The sequence below is a fragment of the Cyclobacterium sp. 10D3-21 genome, from assembly GCF_055809755.1.
On the sequence record NZ_CM147924.1, the window covers coordinates 2858091 to 2875434 of the forward strand.

A 17344-nucleotide genomic window follows, 5' to 3' on the forward strand; every position below is an offset into this window, starting at 1 on the left:
TTATGTTCTTTGCCAAAAAGGATTGACCGATATCGATAATTTAGGTCAACAATAAATTCAATATCAAACAAATATACCTATTAAATGAAGATTTATAATCGAAAAGACCCAGCTGAAATGGGCAAGTTAGCAGGAGATCATGCTGCAGCTGCAATTTTGGAAGCAATCCAAAATAATGGTGAGGCCAATATTATTTTGGCTACCGGAACAAGTCAATTTGAAACAATTCAAACGATATTGACACATAAAGAGATTGACTGGAGTAAGGTCACCATGTTTCACTTAGATGAGTACCTTGGTTTACCTATCACTCATCCTGCAAGTTTTAGGAAATACCTTAAAGAAAGATTTTTGGATCAGGTTAAAGAATTAAAGGCCTTTCACCTTATCGATGGCGAGAAGGATCCTGCGGAAGAAACCAAGCGATTGAATGACCTCATTACCAAATCCCCAATAGATGTAGCGATGGTAGGTATAGGAGAAAATGGCCACCTGGCTTTTAATGATCCTCCGGCTGATTTTGAAATTGAAACGCCCTATTTGGTTGTGAACTTGGATGTGGCTTGCCGTCAACAACAATTTGGAGAAGGCTGGTTTCCAACTTTAGAAGATGTGCCAAAAAGAGCAATAAGCATGTCTATACAGCAGATAATGAAAGCTAAAAAGATTATCTGTTCAGTACCTGATGAAAGAAAAGCTAAGGCAGTCAAAGCCTGTCTTGAAAATGAAGTTAGTCCGGAGTTTCCTGCAAGTATTTTGCAACAACATGGAGATTGCGGTATCTATCTGGACGAAGCGGCTGCTTCTCTCCTAGATGCCACCATTACAGTGAACTAGATATTGTCTAGCCAATTGGTCGCAAGCGCATTGCTTTGAAGGATATTCAAAAGTTTAAACCCTAAACAATGCGCTTGTGACGATTTATTTTTTTTGGTGTGATGGCGTATTTGCTTTTTATGTCACAGCTATTTTATTCTAAGGTTGTTTTTAGCTGTCAAAATGGCTCCAATCTGACCTTTTGAAGGCGATCAAGTCAGAAGGGGTATCTATATCGATCTTTCCAGCTTCAAAATTGACCAACGACACCAAGTCTGGATTGGAAATGAGTATCTTTTTCGCACCTTCCTTATCTGGCATTAATTTTAGCTTATCAAAAACTGACTTGTCAAAAATGGCTGGAACTCCAGGGGAATTTTGATAATAGGAAGCCGCTATTGGTAATTTGCTATTTGCCTTTGAATCTATCAATTGTTGAATCAATTCTTTACTTACCATTGGCTGGTCTGATAAAAGAATCAAAACCTGGTCTGGTAAATAATTCTCCAATAGCGTTTTTAGTCCCAATTTTAAGGAACTTCCCATTCCTTTTTCCCAATCCATGTTAACCACCTTTTTAAGTCTTGGGTGTGGAATAAGTGGGTAATTATCATGTCCTTCCACTACGATTACCGGCTCTAATGTGGCGTTCAGGGCAATACTAGTAATGCTTTGCAGAAGGGTACTGCCATTAAAATTAATCAACTGTTTGGGGATTCCTAATCTACTGGAATTCCCGGCAGCCAATAGGATGGTACCTGTTTTCATGAAACCTAACGTGGAAGATCGTTGCCTATGAATGCATTTGGATTGGTTAACGGTATGGTACTATTCCATTTCTCATTGATGGTCGTAATGAAATGATTCGCTAGCGCCGCACTTCCTCTCGCATTTGGGTGAACACCATCAGTAGAAAAGACACCATTGGGGGGACTTATGGAGTTTGTCAGGGGTACAGTATTTGCTGATACCAGCCCCTGTCCAATATTGTCCATAAAATTATTGGCATCAACCAAAACCAATCTATCGGCATTGGCGGATACGGCTGCTGCAATAATCTGATTGAATGCAGTTATCTTTTCGGTCATTAAATCTTGTTCAGATGGAAGCAAGACGTATCCGTCTCCAATGGGCACTGTGACACCATAGATTAAAGTGGGATCATTTCCAGGAGTTTGACCCAATATTTGTCCGGTCGTTAGGGCAATTTTGTCGGCTTCATTGCTTTGTCTTATTGAAGGTAATCCCAGGCCCGATAGATCTGTCAGGGTTTTATCTTCTATAACAAAACCATTTTGTCCTGCAGCAAAATTAATATTTCTTAGCTCCCTTTCACTTTCACTAATCATCCCAGCGGTTACAAGGTTGTCCAGACCAGAATTATAGCCAATATAGGCACCATTGGCCAGGTTGGCCAATCCGTCCGATAGGGGTAAAGCATTCCATGTTACTGTACTAAAGTAAGGGAGTTCATTAATATTGGGAATATTTCCTATAGCCCCTTTGGCTTCAGAGTTGGCCTGAAGTATGGTTCCAAGAGCAACTTGATAGCGTTGTGAAAAATCCTGTTCACTGGTCAATAATTCGGGAATGGCACCTCCTGTCAACGCATAGGGCAAAACATCATTTTTTCCTAACCAAAAAACGAAAAACGTCCCTCCATCTGCCAATGCCGTTGCCGCGTCAACTATAGGTGTTGATGTTCCTGGGTCACTGGCAAATCGTGCATAATAGGGGTTGAACAATGGATGGGTAGGCTCTAGTAGGTTTCCGGAAGCAGGCAGAAGTGCACCTGCCAAAGACAGCCCACTTATCCCGAAATTATTAATGGCAGATTTATCTCCAGTATAGGACGTTATTGCATTTCCCGGTACAATTGGGGAGGGCAAAATGCTGCCAGTATTTGCATTCACTGTAAGTATTAAACGCCCTAAATTCCCACCTGTTGGCGTGAGGATTAAATCTCCTACGGGTGCATTAATGTCAGGGACATTAAAATCTCCTCCGCCAGCTTCTTTCAATTGGTTGGCCAAAATAACGGCAAAGGAATTTTGTTGTGACCTATCGTACAATGCAGCATCCATAACACCTGCGGTAATTGAGCTTCCAATAGTGACCATTTTGGTAAAATCCGCCTGTCCGGAATCAGGTGTTAATTGGTCAGGTTCTGGAAATTCATATTGACAGGAGAGGAGTAAACCAATGGCCAAATAGGTAAAAAACGTTTGAAATCGTTTCATGATTTTAATTGGTTTAGTTTAGCAATTCATCAAATGTGATGGACAGATAATAAATGGCGCCAGTGGTAGGGCCACCAAAATTTAGAAAATACCGGCTATTTAGCACATTGGACCCGCCCAATTTTAGGATGGATTTCATGCTTTTTACTTTGTAGGATATTTGAGCATCCAGATTATGGATTTCAGGAACATTTCCTCTTGCAAAGCTAGATTCCCACCTAAATGAAGTCTGGTACCTATAGGCTATATTAAATCCAAATTTGTCGGTGAGTTTTCGGTTGCCAAAGATGATATTCGTTTTGTGTTCAGGGGTATTGAATTCAGAAAGATACCCTGCCTCAAATTCAGTTAATAGTTTGTTGTAATTATAATTGCCACCTATAGTATAATTACCAGGCAGATTAAAATTGATACCTAAAACCAAACCGTGCGCACGCACCTCTCTGTCTACAATATTGGTGTAGGATTGAAAGGTATTCTCTTGTCCTGGGGTGGTCACTGGGGTAAGAAGGGAAGGTGCATTGATGGCATTAATGGCTCCTTCATCTGAACTTGGGTCAGCACCAGGAAATACTGGTCCTGGTGCTTTTCGAATAGCCGTTTGAGAAATGAAATTATTGTATCTATTGTAATAGTAGGCAAAATCTATTAATAGTCTGTTGTCCATTAGCAAGCCCTTATAGCCGACTTCTATCGCTTTAACTTTTTCAGGACTCAATGCGGGAAGGGAAGTCACTGGTTCTAATAGCCCAGTAGCAGATGCCGCAATTGGGCTGGCTCCTTCAGCTACAGCAGCAGTATATTGTTGAACGGAAGCCAATGAGTATCCATTTTCATATATTTTATATTTCTCTCTATAGTAAGGTAAACCTGAAATCAACCGGGCAGATATTACGTTGAGGTCAATGTGCTGCGCTTGTGTAGATGGCATTCTAAAACCTGTTTGGTAGGATAACCTGAAATTATGATTGTTTTCAGTGAATACTGCCGAAATTCTCGGACTAAACTGACCATCAAAATTTTCGTTTTTATCATACCTTAAGGAACCTATTACCCTTAATTTTTCCTGAAGCAAACGTTTGGATGCTTGGGCATAACCACCTATTTCTGAAATAGTGATGTCGTTTCCCCCGCCATCGGCAAAAATGGTCCCGTTGGACCGCAATTCATAAAGCCTGTAGGCAGCTCCTATTTGAAGGTCAATAAAATCCACTTCATTTTTGAAGTCATATTGACCTTCAGTGAGATACATCCTGGAGCGGTCATAAAACAATGAGCCACTAGGAATGAAATCTGCACGAATATTTTCTGCTGTTGTATTAAATTCAGTACTTCCCGGCAGGTACCTTCCTGTGTCTGCCTGTTGCCTTGCAAATTGATGGGCAGCAGTTTGCTGCTGAACAGTTCCTAAAGTACCTGGAACAACCTGTTGATTTGCCAGTGCCCCTAGGTAATTTAACGTGTACTCACCAAACCATGTTGAATTGTCCTTCCAGGTATCATTGACCAAAATTCCATTTAAGTCAGAGATATAAGATTTCCCGGAATTGTCTCTGGTGGTATAACTTCGGACAAAAAAATTGTCTCCTTTCAATTCCAGTTTGTGCTGGGTAATGAAAAATTCATTAAGAGAATACCGCTGTGCACCTGTGTAAATAGAAGTTCCTGAACCGTAATTTAAGGAATAAAATAGTTCCGCATTGTCAGAAATTCGGTAATGTAAAGCACCGTTTAATTTGTAATTTCGGGCACCATAATCCACCAAATTCTTTTCAGGGTAGCCCGTTCTTGAAACAACCTGGTCAGGAATACTTCCTATATAAGCCCCTATTCCAAGCGCATTGGCTTGTTGCTGCAGAGCACTCACATTTCTAAACAAGCCTATATTATTGGATACTTCATCTCCAAAGGTGTGAACAAGGTTTGCTCCGGGGTTGAATGGTAAATCTCCTTGGGAAACTGAATTAAGGTCAGTTTCATCTGTGCCATACCAATCTTCAGCCCGCATCATTGATGCACTTATTTTAAAAGCCCATTTATTATTAAAAGCCTTTGCATATCTTATGGCCCCTTCGTACATAGGTTGTGCCGATCCAGGCTCACCTGAATTCGAGCTGATATGGTTGACGCCTTGTTTGTAATAGGCACTTAATCCCTGATAATCGAAAGGATCTTTGCTATTTACCAGTAGGATGCCGTTAAAGGCATTTGGCCCATAGAGTGCAGATGAGGCACCGGGTATAAATTCAACACTTTCTACATCGAGCTCGGAAGGCCCATTGAGGTTTCCAATGGGGAAATTCAAAGAGGGCGCCTGAGTGTCCATTCCATCGGTAAGTTGAACAAAGCGGGTATTACCAGTAGAGTTAAAACCTCGGGCATTTAGAATTTGAAAATTTATAGAAGAACTCGTGATGTCTACTCCTTTTAAATTGCCTATGGATTTGTAATAAGAATCCCCAGGTGCTTCCCTTATGTCCAGAATATCCATTTTTTCAATGGAAACCGGGGATTGAAGAATACTCTCCTCTACCCGAGAAGCAGACACTACAACTTCTTGTCCCAAAAATGTTTGTTCCGCCAAAATGATTTCTAAAGGTGAAGGATTAGAAGTAGAAATGAGTACTTCCTGACTGGCAAAACCGACCATTGAAAAGATCAAAGTAAGGGGTGGAGGACTGTTAACAGTAATAGAGAAATTACCTTTTACATCGGTGATGGTACCCGAAACTTTCCCTTTTACGAGAATATTTACACCAATCAATGTTTCGCCTGTATCCTGGTCTTTGACGGTCCCCGATATGGTGGTGGATTCCTGTGCGAATGAGGTGGTTACAGGGACAATCAATAGCAAAACAAAAAGTAAATAATAATGGAAACCCTTTTGTTGTTGGTTCGTATTCATGGCACTTTGGGATTAGGTGTCAAATGGGTAATGCAAAACAATTTACATCGTATCATCCTGATCAATTATTATTGAAAACAATAGCGCAAAGATGTTATCCGTCTAAATGTGTTCTATAATCTACAATAAAATTTACGAATTAATATAATAATAAGATAGCTAAAATGCTGAATATTTATTTTGATACAGGTTTGGTTGTTTAAAGTGTTCCCTATCAAGTGTTTTCTTCGGTAAATCTTTTCTTGGAAAATTGTGCGTTTTACTCCCAAATTAATTTAATACAGCTACCAGAAATTAGAAAAGGCAACATAGGTTTCAACCTTATGTTCTGTAATTAGATGCATAGAAGTTTGATTGAGTCTTTTACAAGAAGTCCCTTCACCAAGGAGAAGAAATATTAGAGACTGTTCCGCATTGAAAGTATAGGTAAGCGGTGTTAAATAGACTGAAGGCTTCCCCTTTACAACAAGAATTGTAATAGGTATCAATGGTGAAGGTTCTCTCAAAATAGTTTTACGGGAATATTAAAACGAAGAGATTTATTTTACAAAAACAAAAAATGGATAACCCATTTAGGATTATCCATTTGCTTTTATTTTCATAGAGAATGAAAATAATTATTTCTTTTCGTTTTCTTCGTTAACATGTTTCACCAAGCGGTCGCAAAGGGCCTTAATCTCTTCGGAATAATATTCATCTCCAGTACTGTTTAATATGTTTTGACCCATACCACCCAAGATGTCAATATAAAACCTTTTCATTTCTGCAACTGACATCTCTCCTGTCCAAAGGTCGATTCTTAAGGTGCTTTGGTTAAGGGTATCCCAAATATTCAAACTAATGCTTCTGGTTGATTCTAGCCCTTCGGTTTCTTTGTCAGTAGCATCCCATTCTATACTCTTTGGTAGATTACCCTCGTCAAGTGAAACGGTAAATTTGATTTCAGATTTTTTCATTTTTATAATTATTCTATTAATTCATGCAAAATTAAGAAAGAATTGGCAAAGGTCCTTTACTAATCCTGTGCAAACAATTCCATTTCCTTTATTTCTCCCTTGATAACAAGTCTTCCCTCTGTTTTAGCCTTTATTTCTTCAATAGTTACTCCTGGGGCTCTTTCGCACAATTTAAAACCACCTTCAGGCAGAATTGTGAAAACCCCCAAGTCAGTGAATATCTTCTGTACGCATTTAATACCAGTTATGGGCATCTCGCAATGCTTGAGCAATTTGGAGCTACCATCCTTGTGACAATGATGCATGGCCACATAAAGTTTGGCCTCTGAGGCTACCAGATCCAATGCGCCACCCACACCTTTGATAAGTCCTGAAGAAATTTTCCAGTTGCTGATGTCGCCATTTTCTGAAACTTCCAATGCTCCCAAAATGGATAAGTCAATATGGCCTCCCCGAATCATGGCAAATGCTTCTGCTGAATCAAATAGAGAAGAACCCTTAACCATGGATATTGTTTCTTTACTGGCATTGATTATGTCTGGATCCATATCCTCTTTTTCAGGATATGGGCCTATACCCAAAAGGCCATTTTCAGATAAGAAAACCACCTCTAGCTGTTCTGGAAGATAGTTGGCAATCAAATTTGGAATGCCTATGCCCAGGTAAATGTATTGACCGTCTTTGATCTCACTGGCTATTCTCTGAGCTATTTGTTTTTTGCTTAGCATGCTTAGTAAAGATTATTTTCTAACGGTTTTATTTTCTATTCTTTTTTCATAATTATTTCCCTGGAAAATACGCTGCACATAAATCCCAGGAGTATGAATTTGATTGGGATCCAGCTCACCAACAGGTACTAGCTCTTCGACTTCGGCTATTGTTATTTTACCTGCTGTAGCCATAAGTGGGTTGAAGTTTCGGGCTGTTCCTTTATAGATCAGGTTTCCAGCTGTGTCGCCTTTCCAAGCTTTAACTAGTGCAAAATCTGCTTTTATCCAACGCTCCAATAAAAATAAACGTTCGTCAAACTCTCTTACTTCTTTTCCATCAGCCATATGGGTACCTATACCCGCAGGTGTATAGAAAGCAGGTATACCAGCTCCTCCAGCCTTGATTCGTTCAGCTAGTGTTCCTTGTGGGATCAACTCTAATTCTAGCGTTCCTGCTGCATATTGTTTTTCAAATTCCAGATTTTCACCAACGTAACTGGAAATTAATTTTCTAAGCATGTGTTGCTTTATGAGCAATCCAACACCAAAATCGTCCACTCCTGCATTATTTGAAATACAAGTCAAATCCTTAAGATTTGTGGTTAGAAGTGCATTGATGCTTGCCTCAGGAATGCCACATAATCCAAACCCACCGATAAGTATAACAGCGCCATTCTCTATATCGGATATTGCTTCAATGCCGTCTTTAACAGTTTTATTTATCATTAGACTTCTTATTTAACGTTGAAAAGAAATCTACCACCTGTTTTCGGTCTTTACTTAATTGCGTTTTTAATGCATCAAGGTCTTCGAATTTTTTTTCTGGTCGTAAAAATTCTAATAACTGCAGATTGATGGTTTTACCGTAAATATTTTGATTGAAATCTAAAATGTTTACTTCAATATTCTTACGTTCACCTGATACCGTTGGTCGCATGCCTATATTGAGCATGCCCTTATAGGATTCTTCACCTATTATAACCCTAACAATATAGGCACCATCCATGGGTACCAATTTATTGGGTTCCTCAAGTTGGATATTGGCTGTTGGATAACCGATTGTCCGACCAATTTTATCTCCTTCTATAACTGTTCCCTGAAGGTTATAAGGCCTGCCCAGAAATTCATTGGCAAGAACTATATTGCCTGTCCCTAACGCTTTTCTAATTTTAGTACTACTTATGCCGATATTATCGATATCCTTTCGAGGGATTTCTTCCAGGTCAAAATTATACCGGTCTTGCTCTGCATCCAGATGAGCAAAGCTACCTTCTCTTCCTCTGCCAAATCTGTGATCATAGCCGATGACCAGTTTTTTGGTTTTGATTTTATTTACTAAAATTTTCTCAATAAAATCCTTCGATTCCATTCTGGAAAACTCCTTTGTAAAAGGAATGCTTAAAAGATGGTCTACCCCAAAACTTTCCAAAAGTGCTGCCTTTTCCTCAAAACTGTACAGCAATTTAATTCCGTGGGATTCAGGAAATAATACCATTCTTGGGTGTGGCCAAAAGGAGACCAATACGGTTTCTCCCTGAATGGTTTTGGCAATTTTATGGATCCTTTTAAGTATTTTCTGATGTCCAAGGTGCACACCGTCAAAAGAGCCAATGGTGACTACAGGTTTTTCAATATTAGGGAAATCATCAAGAGATTTATAAATTTTCATTTTGCTCTTTTTTGATTTTTTCTATCAATTGATCAAGTTCCCAAGCTTTATCAAGAGTGTATTCACCAATTGCATCTCGCTTAAGTGCAGACATATAGGCACCTACACCCAAGGCGTCTCCCAGATCCCTTGCAAGGCTTCTAATATAAGTGCCTTTAGAACAGACTATTCTGAAATGTATTTCGGGAAGTTCAATACTAGTTATTTCAAATATTTCTACCGTAACTGGTCTGGGGTCTAGTATTACGGTTATGCCTTTCCTAGCTGACTCGTAAACGCGCTTTCCGTCCTTTTTAATCGCAGAGTGATTCGGAGGAATTTGCATAATGTCACCAGTAAGGGTGGCAACAGCTTTTAAAATTTCCTCTTTTGTCAAATGGAAAGGATCTGCAACAGTTATAACCTCCTGTTCTAAATCGAAAGAATCAGTGGTTTTACCCAACACAAAGGTGCCGGTATATTCCTTTTTTTGGGCCTGGTATTTTTCTATGTTCTTCGTTTCTTTTCCTGCACAAATAATCAAGAGTCCGGTGGCCAAAGGGTCAAGGGTGCCCGCATGTCCTACCTTCTTTACCTTAAGCGCATTCCTAAGTTTTTTTACAACATCAAAGGAAGTCCATTGGTAAGGCTTATTGACAAGAAATACTTCTCCGTATGGTTTTTGCTGATTGTCCATTAATAATATGTTCCAGCAACGATGGCTAGTATTCCGACTATGACACAATAAACTGAAAAATAGCTCAATTTGCTTCTTCTTACCAACTGGATCATCCAGGTACATGCCGCAAGTCCTGCAATAAATGCAGCAACAAATGCAATGGCCATACTGCCAAACTGATCGCTTTGGTAGGTAAGGTCTCCAGAGAGGATATCTTTTCCGATTTTACCTAAGATGAGTGGAACAACCATTAAAAAGGAAAATCTTGCAGCTCTATTTTTATCTATTCCCAATAAAACCGAAGTGGAGATAGTTGCTCCTGACCGGGATATACCTGGCAGCATTGCAATTGCCTGAGCTAAGCCAATGATTACTGCATTAAAAAAGGAAACTGGCTTACCCGTGTTTTTTGCTTTGTCAGCAAGGAAAAGTAATAGGCCCGTGATCAACAGCATGAAACCTACAAAAACCACTTTACCTCCAAATAACTGTTCTAGTTGTTCTTCAAAAAGTAAACCTACAACCACTGCAGGAATCATAGAGACAATAATCTTCAGAGAAAATTGTGTTTCTTCATTGTTTTTGAATTGAAATAACCCTGCCAATAAGTCTGCTACATCTTTTCTAAACACCACGATTGTACTTAATGCTGTAGCAAAATGAACCACGACGGTAAATAGTAAACTTTCTTCGGGTACAGATTGGCTTCCTAACAGCGCTCCGGCTATTTCTAAATGGCCGCTGGAGGAAACAGGTAAAAATTCAGTGAGGCCCTGAACAATGCCCAAAATAATTGCTTCAAAAATGGTCATTATTTTTATTTTGATTTATAAAAAATGGCGTAAAATTCAAAAAGAAAACCTGACAATACTACGATAGGACCTAAGGTCAAACCCATAAATCCAAAACCATGAAGGGTATTGTCCATTCCCATAATGGTGAAACCAACCACGATAATGGCTATGCCTATAAGCATAAGCTGGTAATTTTTTTTCGAAAAAGGCAATGGATTGTTTTTCATATTCTTAGTATAATTCGTCTAAAGACATGTTGAGGTATTTATTGATGGAGCGGTACGTGCTTAACCAGGACATAAGCGCCCCTAATAAAATTAAGGTGCCAAATAACATGGCAAGCAATTCTATGTCATAAAGTAATTGTAAACCTTCAATGAAGTTCTTACCATATTCCAATAGACTAAAAATAATGCCTGATGCAATTACGCCAGCCAAAGCACCATATAAGAAAGCTCTCCACAAAAACGGCCTTCTGATAAATCCTTTAGTGGCACCTACCAATTGCATGCTTCGGATTAAAAACCGTTGTGAAAATAAGGCTAATTTTATTGTGTTGCTTATTAAGATAACCACCGTAACCAGTAGAATTAATATCAAAGCTCCCAAAACAATACCCACTTTTAACAGGTTTTCATTTATGGAAGAAACGACGTCTTGCATGTAGGTGACTTCAAAAACACCCGGAATTGCTTCTATCTCTGTTACGATTTTATCAATTTTTTCAGGGGTTTGAAATTCTTCATTAATTGAGAATGTAAAAGAATCCCTTAAAGGGTTGTCGTCAAGGAATTTGGTGAAATCTTCACCCACTTCCTCTAGAAAAACCTCTGCCGCTTCATCTTTACTGGTGAACTTAATTACCGGTACCTCTTCTTTTTGAAGGACATAGGGTTTTTTGCCCATTTGTCCAACAAGCTTATCAATACTAGATTGCTTTATTTCTTTGTTTAGAAATACCTGCACCTCTATATTTTCACGGATGATGGAAGTCAGCTTTTTTGCCTGAATGGCAATTACACCGAATAATCCCATCATTAGCAAAGATAGGGTAATGCTGAATAGTACGCTGGTGAATTTATAACTCCCCAGCCTTGTTTTTTTTCTCTTTAATTTGGCCATCACATAATAATGTGTTTGTCAAAATTAATCAGGTATATTTACTTAACCAACCTTATTATTTAATTTGATTGGAATTACCCTTTCTGGGGTGGTAACCATGACGCTTTCAGCACTTTTTACATCCATGGAAAATAAGCCGGTAAATTGGCCAAAAGCAGGCATGATCAATGAATTGTTTTTGTAATAAAAGGCGGGTAGCCTGAACCTTTGTTTACTTGTTTTTTTTAATACGATGCCAGGGTGAATATGGCCACAAATATTTAAAGTATCTTTTGGGAGTCCTTCCTGAGGTTTGTGACTTAAAAGTAAATTTCCCAATATTAGACCGCCTGAATGTGTTTTTAATGGACTGTTTTGGTAAAGGTTTTCGGGTAAAATATCATGATTACCCAAAACCAGTTGAAAACTAATTTTGGGGTGAAGTTCAATAAACTCAAGAAGGGTAAACCAACTTTCATTGGCATCACTATGAAACAGATCACCTAAGAAAATCACTTTTGACGCTCCTGTGCTGCTCAGTAGTTCATGGATTCGGGCAAAATCTTCTAAATGAATATTTTCAGGAACAGGAATACCTGCCTTGCGAAAGTGAGAGGCCTTACCAAAATGAGTGTCGGCCAATAAGAGAGTATTCTCATTCGCTAACCAAATGGCTTTTTCCTTTAATAAATGCAAGGTTACCAGCTCATGATCCCAAATGTATTTTCCGTTGTCGAATGTTGTCAAAGGCTTTAGAAATTTTGCTCACAAAGGTAGTTTTTTCTTTGGGTAAAGAGACACCCTTTATCAATTCTTAGCGCTTAAGAAGCATTTTTAAATGCTGCCTTTGAGTTGTATGTCGAATTTTAATGGAATAAAGATTACCCAGAATTGTCACTTTTTTCAAAAAAAGCCTATTCTTTTAAAAATTTCTATTCCATCAATATTGGAATAGAAATTGTCTTCTCATTGGCGGTATTAGAAATTCAAATTATTTCAAACCAGGATCATAGGAGATTAAAATTCATGAAGAAAATAGCCATTATCACTCTCTTAAGCTATTTGTTATTTTTGTCCGTAGACAATGTTTTGGCGCAACAAATTGAAATAAGTGGCGGACTTACGCAAAAGGTATTGCTAGGCGAGCAAAAGGATACTTATAAACCTGCAATAGGATATGAGCTCGGATTTAATCACCAATTGAATGATTACCGTTTGGCTCATTCTTTTAATTATGGAATTAATTTCGGTGTTTTTAATCTGAATAGGATCATTACTGAAGAAAGCTTGTCCTCTCAATTCCAACAACTATTTGAAACAAAAGCTTTGTTTCGCTATGATTATTTTATCAGTGATTACATTTCTTTGTTTTCTGGAGGAGAAGTAGGTTTTCAATTTATTAATCTAAAATCAGATCAGAAAGTTGTCATTTCTTCGGAAAGGGCAACCAAGGTTTTCACCAAAGCTATTCTTGTGCCCCAAGTAGGAGTAAATTTTGACTTGAACTCAAATCTGGCCATCTATTACAAGCTATCTTATGACTTGGGATATTACCTTGGCGATCAACCTCATTGGGGAGACCTATCCTCAAAATGGAGCCATTTGTTGACCAATTCAGCAGGTATTAGAATTAAATTTAGCACTGGTTTCTATTAATTAATTTTTTTTGGACTTTTTAAGTAGGCCATTAAATCAACCACCTCTTTGTCGGAAAGTGATTCAAATAAGCCTGGTGGCATTAATGAAACGTTGGTAACCTCTTTGTTTTGAATCGCTGATTTATTAATCTTCACCGGTTCCTGCCCAGCAATCTTTAAAGTAAGTTGTTTGAGATTTTCTGCGACTACATTGCCGGCATAAGTGCGGCCGTCCATTGTCGTGATGACTACCAATTTATAGGCGTCCTGAATTTCAGCACTAGGCTCAAGAACATTCAAAAGAATATAATCAGTATTCCCCCGATTAGAACCTGTAAGATCAGGTCCAATTTCAGCCCCCTCACCAAATATTTTGTGACAAGTGCCGCAAGATTGCATAAAAAGCTGTTTTCCTGATTTAAGGTCTGCTTTTTTCAATGCTTCTGTTGTCAAAATTGACCGATAGCTGTCGTAGGCAGCCGCATCATTGGGCACATGCTCTATGGGACCCCAAAATTCTACAAATCCACTACCTATTACACGGTGAAGCTGTCTGGCTAAGGTAACAGGGATTTCTTTTTTGACAATATTTCCCGCTTTTATTTCATCAAGAAGTAAGTTGCCATAACTGGGTCGTGTGGACAAGGTTTGAAGGATTTCTACTTGGTTCTCAGCTGAAGCATTTGGATACATTTTTATCAGTGCTTTGCCCAAATCATCATTATTGAATGCTGCTGCAGCTCTTATGGCTGTAGTGCGTAAGCCTTCATCTTTAAATAAATCAAGAAGTAAGGGAACCAGTTCATTTTTTTGTCTGGCAGCCAATAATTGCAAGGACTTTATTTTGTCTGCCTGACTTACGGAACTGTTTTGTAAATTGGCCAGGGCTTTTTGGGTAGCTTCAGCATCACCAAAGAGTGCACTAATGTCCTCAGTAAGCCTGCCCGTGGCATTGTTGCCTTTTAATTGACTCTCCAGCGTTTTCCAATTATCAGGCACGATTAAATCTGTTCTTCCTTCCATTCCACTGATCATACCCTCAAGTAATAAGGTTTTATTGGTTGTGGCCTTTTGGATGCTGGCAACGAGGGGCTTTAATTGATCACCATCCACGGCTCTTCTTGCCATGTACCCGGTAAGCAACGGAATTTCTGACTGGTTAGCCAATTCTAAGAATCTTTCGGCATCCTTCTCAATTAGGTCAGATATGCCAAACCAAATTAACTTGGGAATATTATGGTCATTGCTATCCTCTTTTCTGCTTAATAAATCAGCTGTCAGGTCCCATTTCCAGTTTTCAGGAATCCTTTGTAATGCAGAAGCCAGGTAAAGCCGTACAGTAGGTGAGGGGTCACTTTTGGCCATTTCCAGAAACAATTTTCGGGCTTCCTCGGGTGGGTTTTTGGTTTCACAAAGCAATTGAATTGACCAGGAACGAACATAAGGATCACTATCCTTTAGGTTCTGAATCAGATCACTTGGTTGCCAATTTCCCGTCTGATGCAAAGTCCATAGGGCTCTTAATCGTAAGTCGGAATTTTCTTCATTCGCAAAAAGTTTCTTTAAGGCTTTTATCGCTTTTTCTTCTATTTCGCTAGTGACAGCCCTTTTTTGAAGGACACCTCTGGCTCTTCTGGCATGCCAATCACTTTCACTGGTTTGCAATTCAGCCAGTTCTAAATCAGAAAGTAAATTGAGGTCTGAATATCGGCCTTTCCAGTTTTCAGCCAAGCTCTTTTCGGGCATTATTCTGAAAACCCTTCCTGTTTCACCGTTAAGCACCTCTTGCCCACAAATATCAGCATCGTGCCAGTCCAATACATAAACCCCGCCTTCAGGGCCTACTTCCATACTAAAGCCAACCCACTGTGCATTATTGGCCATTAAGAAATTATCGGCATGTTTGCCTACGAAGCCCGAACCATTTGGAACCAATTTATCTGTTAAAACAGCATGTTCGTGAATATTGGCCATAAAAACTTTACCTCTTTCTTCTTCAGGAAAAGCATCTGACTGGTAGATTCGAGCGCCGCCGTGGGCTGAGCGATGACTATGATCGGTGATTGTTTTAATGTCTTCATATATATAGGGATTGAAATGCTGTCCTCCCTGTCTATGATAAATACCGCCAGGAACCACATGCCAAAGGTGGGGTATTACACATGCTGACATAATGAGTTGGCCTTTGGCATCGTAATCTATTCCCCAGGGATTACTAAATCCGTGAGCCACTACTTCAAAATTGTGTTTTGTAGGGTGATACCGCCAAACGCCACCATTAATATCCACACCATCGGCTTCTAATAAGTCTTCAGGGAAGGGGTCTTTATGGTAATACAATTTTGTTTTCTCCTCCTCGGTCGGTTTTCTTATTTTGGAAGGTGTAGCAAAACCTTGAAGACCATAAAGCCATCCATCAGGCCCCCAATGTAAGCTGTTTAGTGTTTCATGTCGGTCTCTTATCCCCCACCCAGTAAGCAATACTTCGATGTCATTTATATCTGCTTTGTCATCCTGATCCCTGTCGGGGATAAAAAGGAGGTTTGGTGGCGCACCTACATATACCCCATCAAAACCCACTGCCAATGCAGCAGGAAAGGCCAGGCCTTCCATAAACACTTTTTTGGTATCCGCTTGACCATCTCCATCGCTGTCTTCCAAAATTAAAATGCGGCTGTTACCACTGTTTGAAAAACCATGTTGGCGAGACTCATAATCTTTGTTTTCAGCTACCCAAAGCCTTCCTTTATCATCCCAACAAAATGCCATGGGTTGGGTGATCATTGGCTCTGAAGCAAATACATTGACCTTAAAACCAGGTTTTATTGTCATTTCACCTACTGCTTCCTGCGGATTTAAAAATTTGGCTTTTCTACCTTCATCTCTGGCCATTTGCCACAATGAGGCAGTGTTGTACTTGCCTTTTCGATCTGTATATTCGGCCCAGGCCTCAGTAATAGCTACATCATTGAATTCTTCGGTGTAGAAAAATAGCCTATGTTTAATGTGTTCATTGGCACCGCTATCAATTTCCCAATCCTCGTCCCTTGTATAAGCAGGTCCCATCCCAAATTGGCTGTCTACTCTCCATTTTTGTGGGTAAGCCTTATTGTCAGGATGATCAAACAGGGCAATATTGGCCATGTTCTCTCTTCCTTCTACCTGCATGCCCAGGTTGATCCACATTGAATTTTTCCCTTCGGCCAATTCATTTATATGCCTGGTAGTATTGGTGATTGCTGCGCTCATGCCTTCCTTCCAGGGCATGCGGACAAATAATCCACCATAATCATACTTGCCTATCCTAATGTCCTGTTGTGCCTTACCATTCCAATCCAAATCCAAAAGGTATTCTTCCCCTTGAGCTTTTAATGTCCAGGTCTGCGTTTCTGTCATTAATGGATTACCCAGGCTGTCCAGCATTTCATAGACCGTTTGCCAGGACACATTTTCACCTTCTTCTTCCAATAGGTTCACAGCGACTTTTCTCCAATAGTCTGCTCCTGGATTATGGAAAAAGTCCCTTTGATTTACCCTGGTAAAACCCCAATAGATACCCGTTTGATGCTTGTGATGATCGGGGCTTTTCTCTGTCAGAATGCCTTTTCCATCTGGAGCCACTAGTGGGTGAATGTAGGGTCTGAAACCTGCTTCCACCACCTGCGTTAGTATTGGTTGATCCAATTCTCCCTTCCTAAAAACCTGTATTTGTTCATTTGATTCGCCAAGCTTAACAATAAGGCTATCAGCTCCGGTTAATGCTTTGGATTCTTCATTTTTAATGTTTTTTCCACAACCGAAAACAATGAATGCAATCAGGACTAGAGAATAGGTTATTCGCATGGTTTTAGGCTTTGT

15 protein-coding genes are annotated in these 17344 nt (G+C 39.4%); 2 read left to right on the plus strand and 13 right to left on the minus strand.

All coding sequences use genetic code 11. From position 1 onward, the window contains the following. Positions 1–84: 84 nt before the first annotated feature. Complete coding sequence (locus tag AC0L7T_RS11565) at positions 85–837, plus strand: glucosamine-6-phosphate deaminase (protein WP_473342791.1); 753 nt, start codon at positions 85–87, stop codon at positions 835–837. Between the two features lie 150 nt (positions 838–987). On the opposite strand, the gene AC0L7T_RS11570 is transcribed toward AC0L7T_RS11565, so the two are convergent. The 12 genes from AC0L7T_RS11570 to pdeM all read right to left on the minus strand — a co-directional run bounded on the left by AC0L7T_RS11570 (position 988) and on the right by pdeM (position 12596). Continuing rightward, positions 988–1584: a nucleotidyltransferase family protein gene (locus AC0L7T_RS11570; protein ID WP_473342792.1), complete on the minus strand. Its 597-nt coding sequence runs from the start codon at positions 1582–1584 to the stop codon at positions 988–990. A gap of 5 nt (positions 1585–1589) precedes the next feature. Continuing rightward, on the minus strand, positions 1590–3056 hold the full coding sequence (locus AC0L7T_RS11575; protein WP_473342793.1) for an SGNH/GDSL hydrolase family protein: 1467 nt from the start codon (positions 3054–3056) through the stop codon (positions 1590–1592). A 13-nt stretch (positions 3057–3069) separates the two neighbouring features. Continuing rightward, positions 3070–5961, minus strand: a complete 2892-nt coding sequence (locus AC0L7T_RS11580) for a TonB-dependent receptor (RefSeq protein WP_473342794.1) — start codon at positions 5959–5961, stop codon at positions 3070–3072. A 617-nt stretch (positions 5962–6578) separates the two neighbouring features. Further along, the gene (gene gldC / locus AC0L7T_RS11585; RefSeq protein ID WP_473342795.1) at positions 6579–6917 is read right to left on the minus strand and encodes a gliding motility protein GldC; all 339 of its coding nucleotides are present in this window, start codon (positions 6915–6917) and stop codon (positions 6579–6581) included. A gap of 59 nt (positions 6918–6976) precedes the next feature. Continuing rightward, the gene (locus tag AC0L7T_RS11590; protein WP_473342796.1) at positions 6977–7645 is read right to left on the minus strand and encodes a 3-oxoacid CoA-transferase subunit B; all 669 of its coding nucleotides are present in this window, start codon (positions 7643–7645) and stop codon (positions 6977–6979) included. Positions 7646–7657: 12 nt separating this feature from the next. Then, positions 7658–8353 (minus strand): CoA transferase subunit A, encoded by a 696-nt coding sequence (locus AC0L7T_RS11595; protein ID WP_473342797.1) that lies wholly within the window; start codon positions 8351–8353, stop codon positions 7658–7660. Then, positions 8343–9296, minus strand: coding sequence for a bifunctional riboflavin kinase/FAD synthetase (locus tag AC0L7T_RS11600; RefSeq protein WP_473342798.1), 954 nt, complete (start codon positions 9294–9296; stop codon positions 8343–8345). The genes AC0L7T_RS11595 and AC0L7T_RS11600 overlap by 11 nt, the downstream gene beginning before the upstream one ends. Further along, complete coding sequence (gene truB / locus AC0L7T_RS11605) at positions 9283–9972, minus strand: tRNA pseudouridine(55) synthase TruB (RefSeq protein WP_473342799.1); 690 nt, start codon at positions 9970–9972, stop codon at positions 9283–9285. The genes AC0L7T_RS11600 and truB overlap by 14 nt, the downstream gene beginning before the upstream one ends. Further along, complete coding sequence (locus AC0L7T_RS11610) at positions 9972–10766, minus strand: undecaprenyl-diphosphate phosphatase (protein ID WP_473342800.1); 795 nt, start codon at positions 10764–10766, stop codon at positions 9972–9974. The genes truB and AC0L7T_RS11610 overlap by 1 nt, the downstream gene beginning before the upstream one ends. 5 nt (positions 10767–10771) lie before the next feature. After that, positions 10772–10975 carry a DUF3098 domain-containing protein gene (locus tag AC0L7T_RS11615; RefSeq protein ID WP_473342801.1) on the minus strand — a complete coding sequence of 68 codons (204 nt, stop codon included), beginning with the start codon at positions 10973–10975 and terminating at the stop codon, positions 10772–10774. A 4-nt stretch (positions 10976–10979) separates the two neighbouring features. Further along, positions 10980–11870: a cell division protein FtsX gene (locus AC0L7T_RS11620; protein WP_473342802.1), complete on the minus strand. Its 891-nt coding sequence runs from the start codon at positions 11868–11870 to the stop codon at positions 10980–10982. A gap of 42 nt (positions 11871–11912) precedes the next feature. Continuing rightward, entirely contained in the window at positions 11913–12596 is a 684-nt protein-coding gene (gene pdeM, locus AC0L7T_RS11625) for a ligase-associated DNA damage response endonuclease PdeM (protein ID WP_473342803.1), read from the minus strand. A 279-nt stretch (positions 12597–12875) separates the two neighbouring features. On the opposite strand from pdeM, the gene AC0L7T_RS11630 reads away from it, so the two are divergent. Next, entirely contained in the window at positions 12876–13505 is a 630-nt protein-coding gene (locus tag AC0L7T_RS11630) for a hypothetical protein (protein ID WP_473342804.1), read from the plus strand. Here the strand turns inward: AC0L7T_RS11630 and AC0L7T_RS11635 are convergent. Next, positions 13502–17329: a PVC-type heme-binding CxxCH protein gene (locus AC0L7T_RS11635; protein ID WP_473342805.1), complete on the minus strand. Its 3828-nt coding sequence runs from the start codon at positions 17327–17329 to the stop codon at positions 13502–13504. The two genes, AC0L7T_RS11630 and AC0L7T_RS11635, sit on opposite strands and share 4 nt — an antisense overlap. Between the last annotated feature and the right edge of the window lie 15 nt (positions 17330–17344).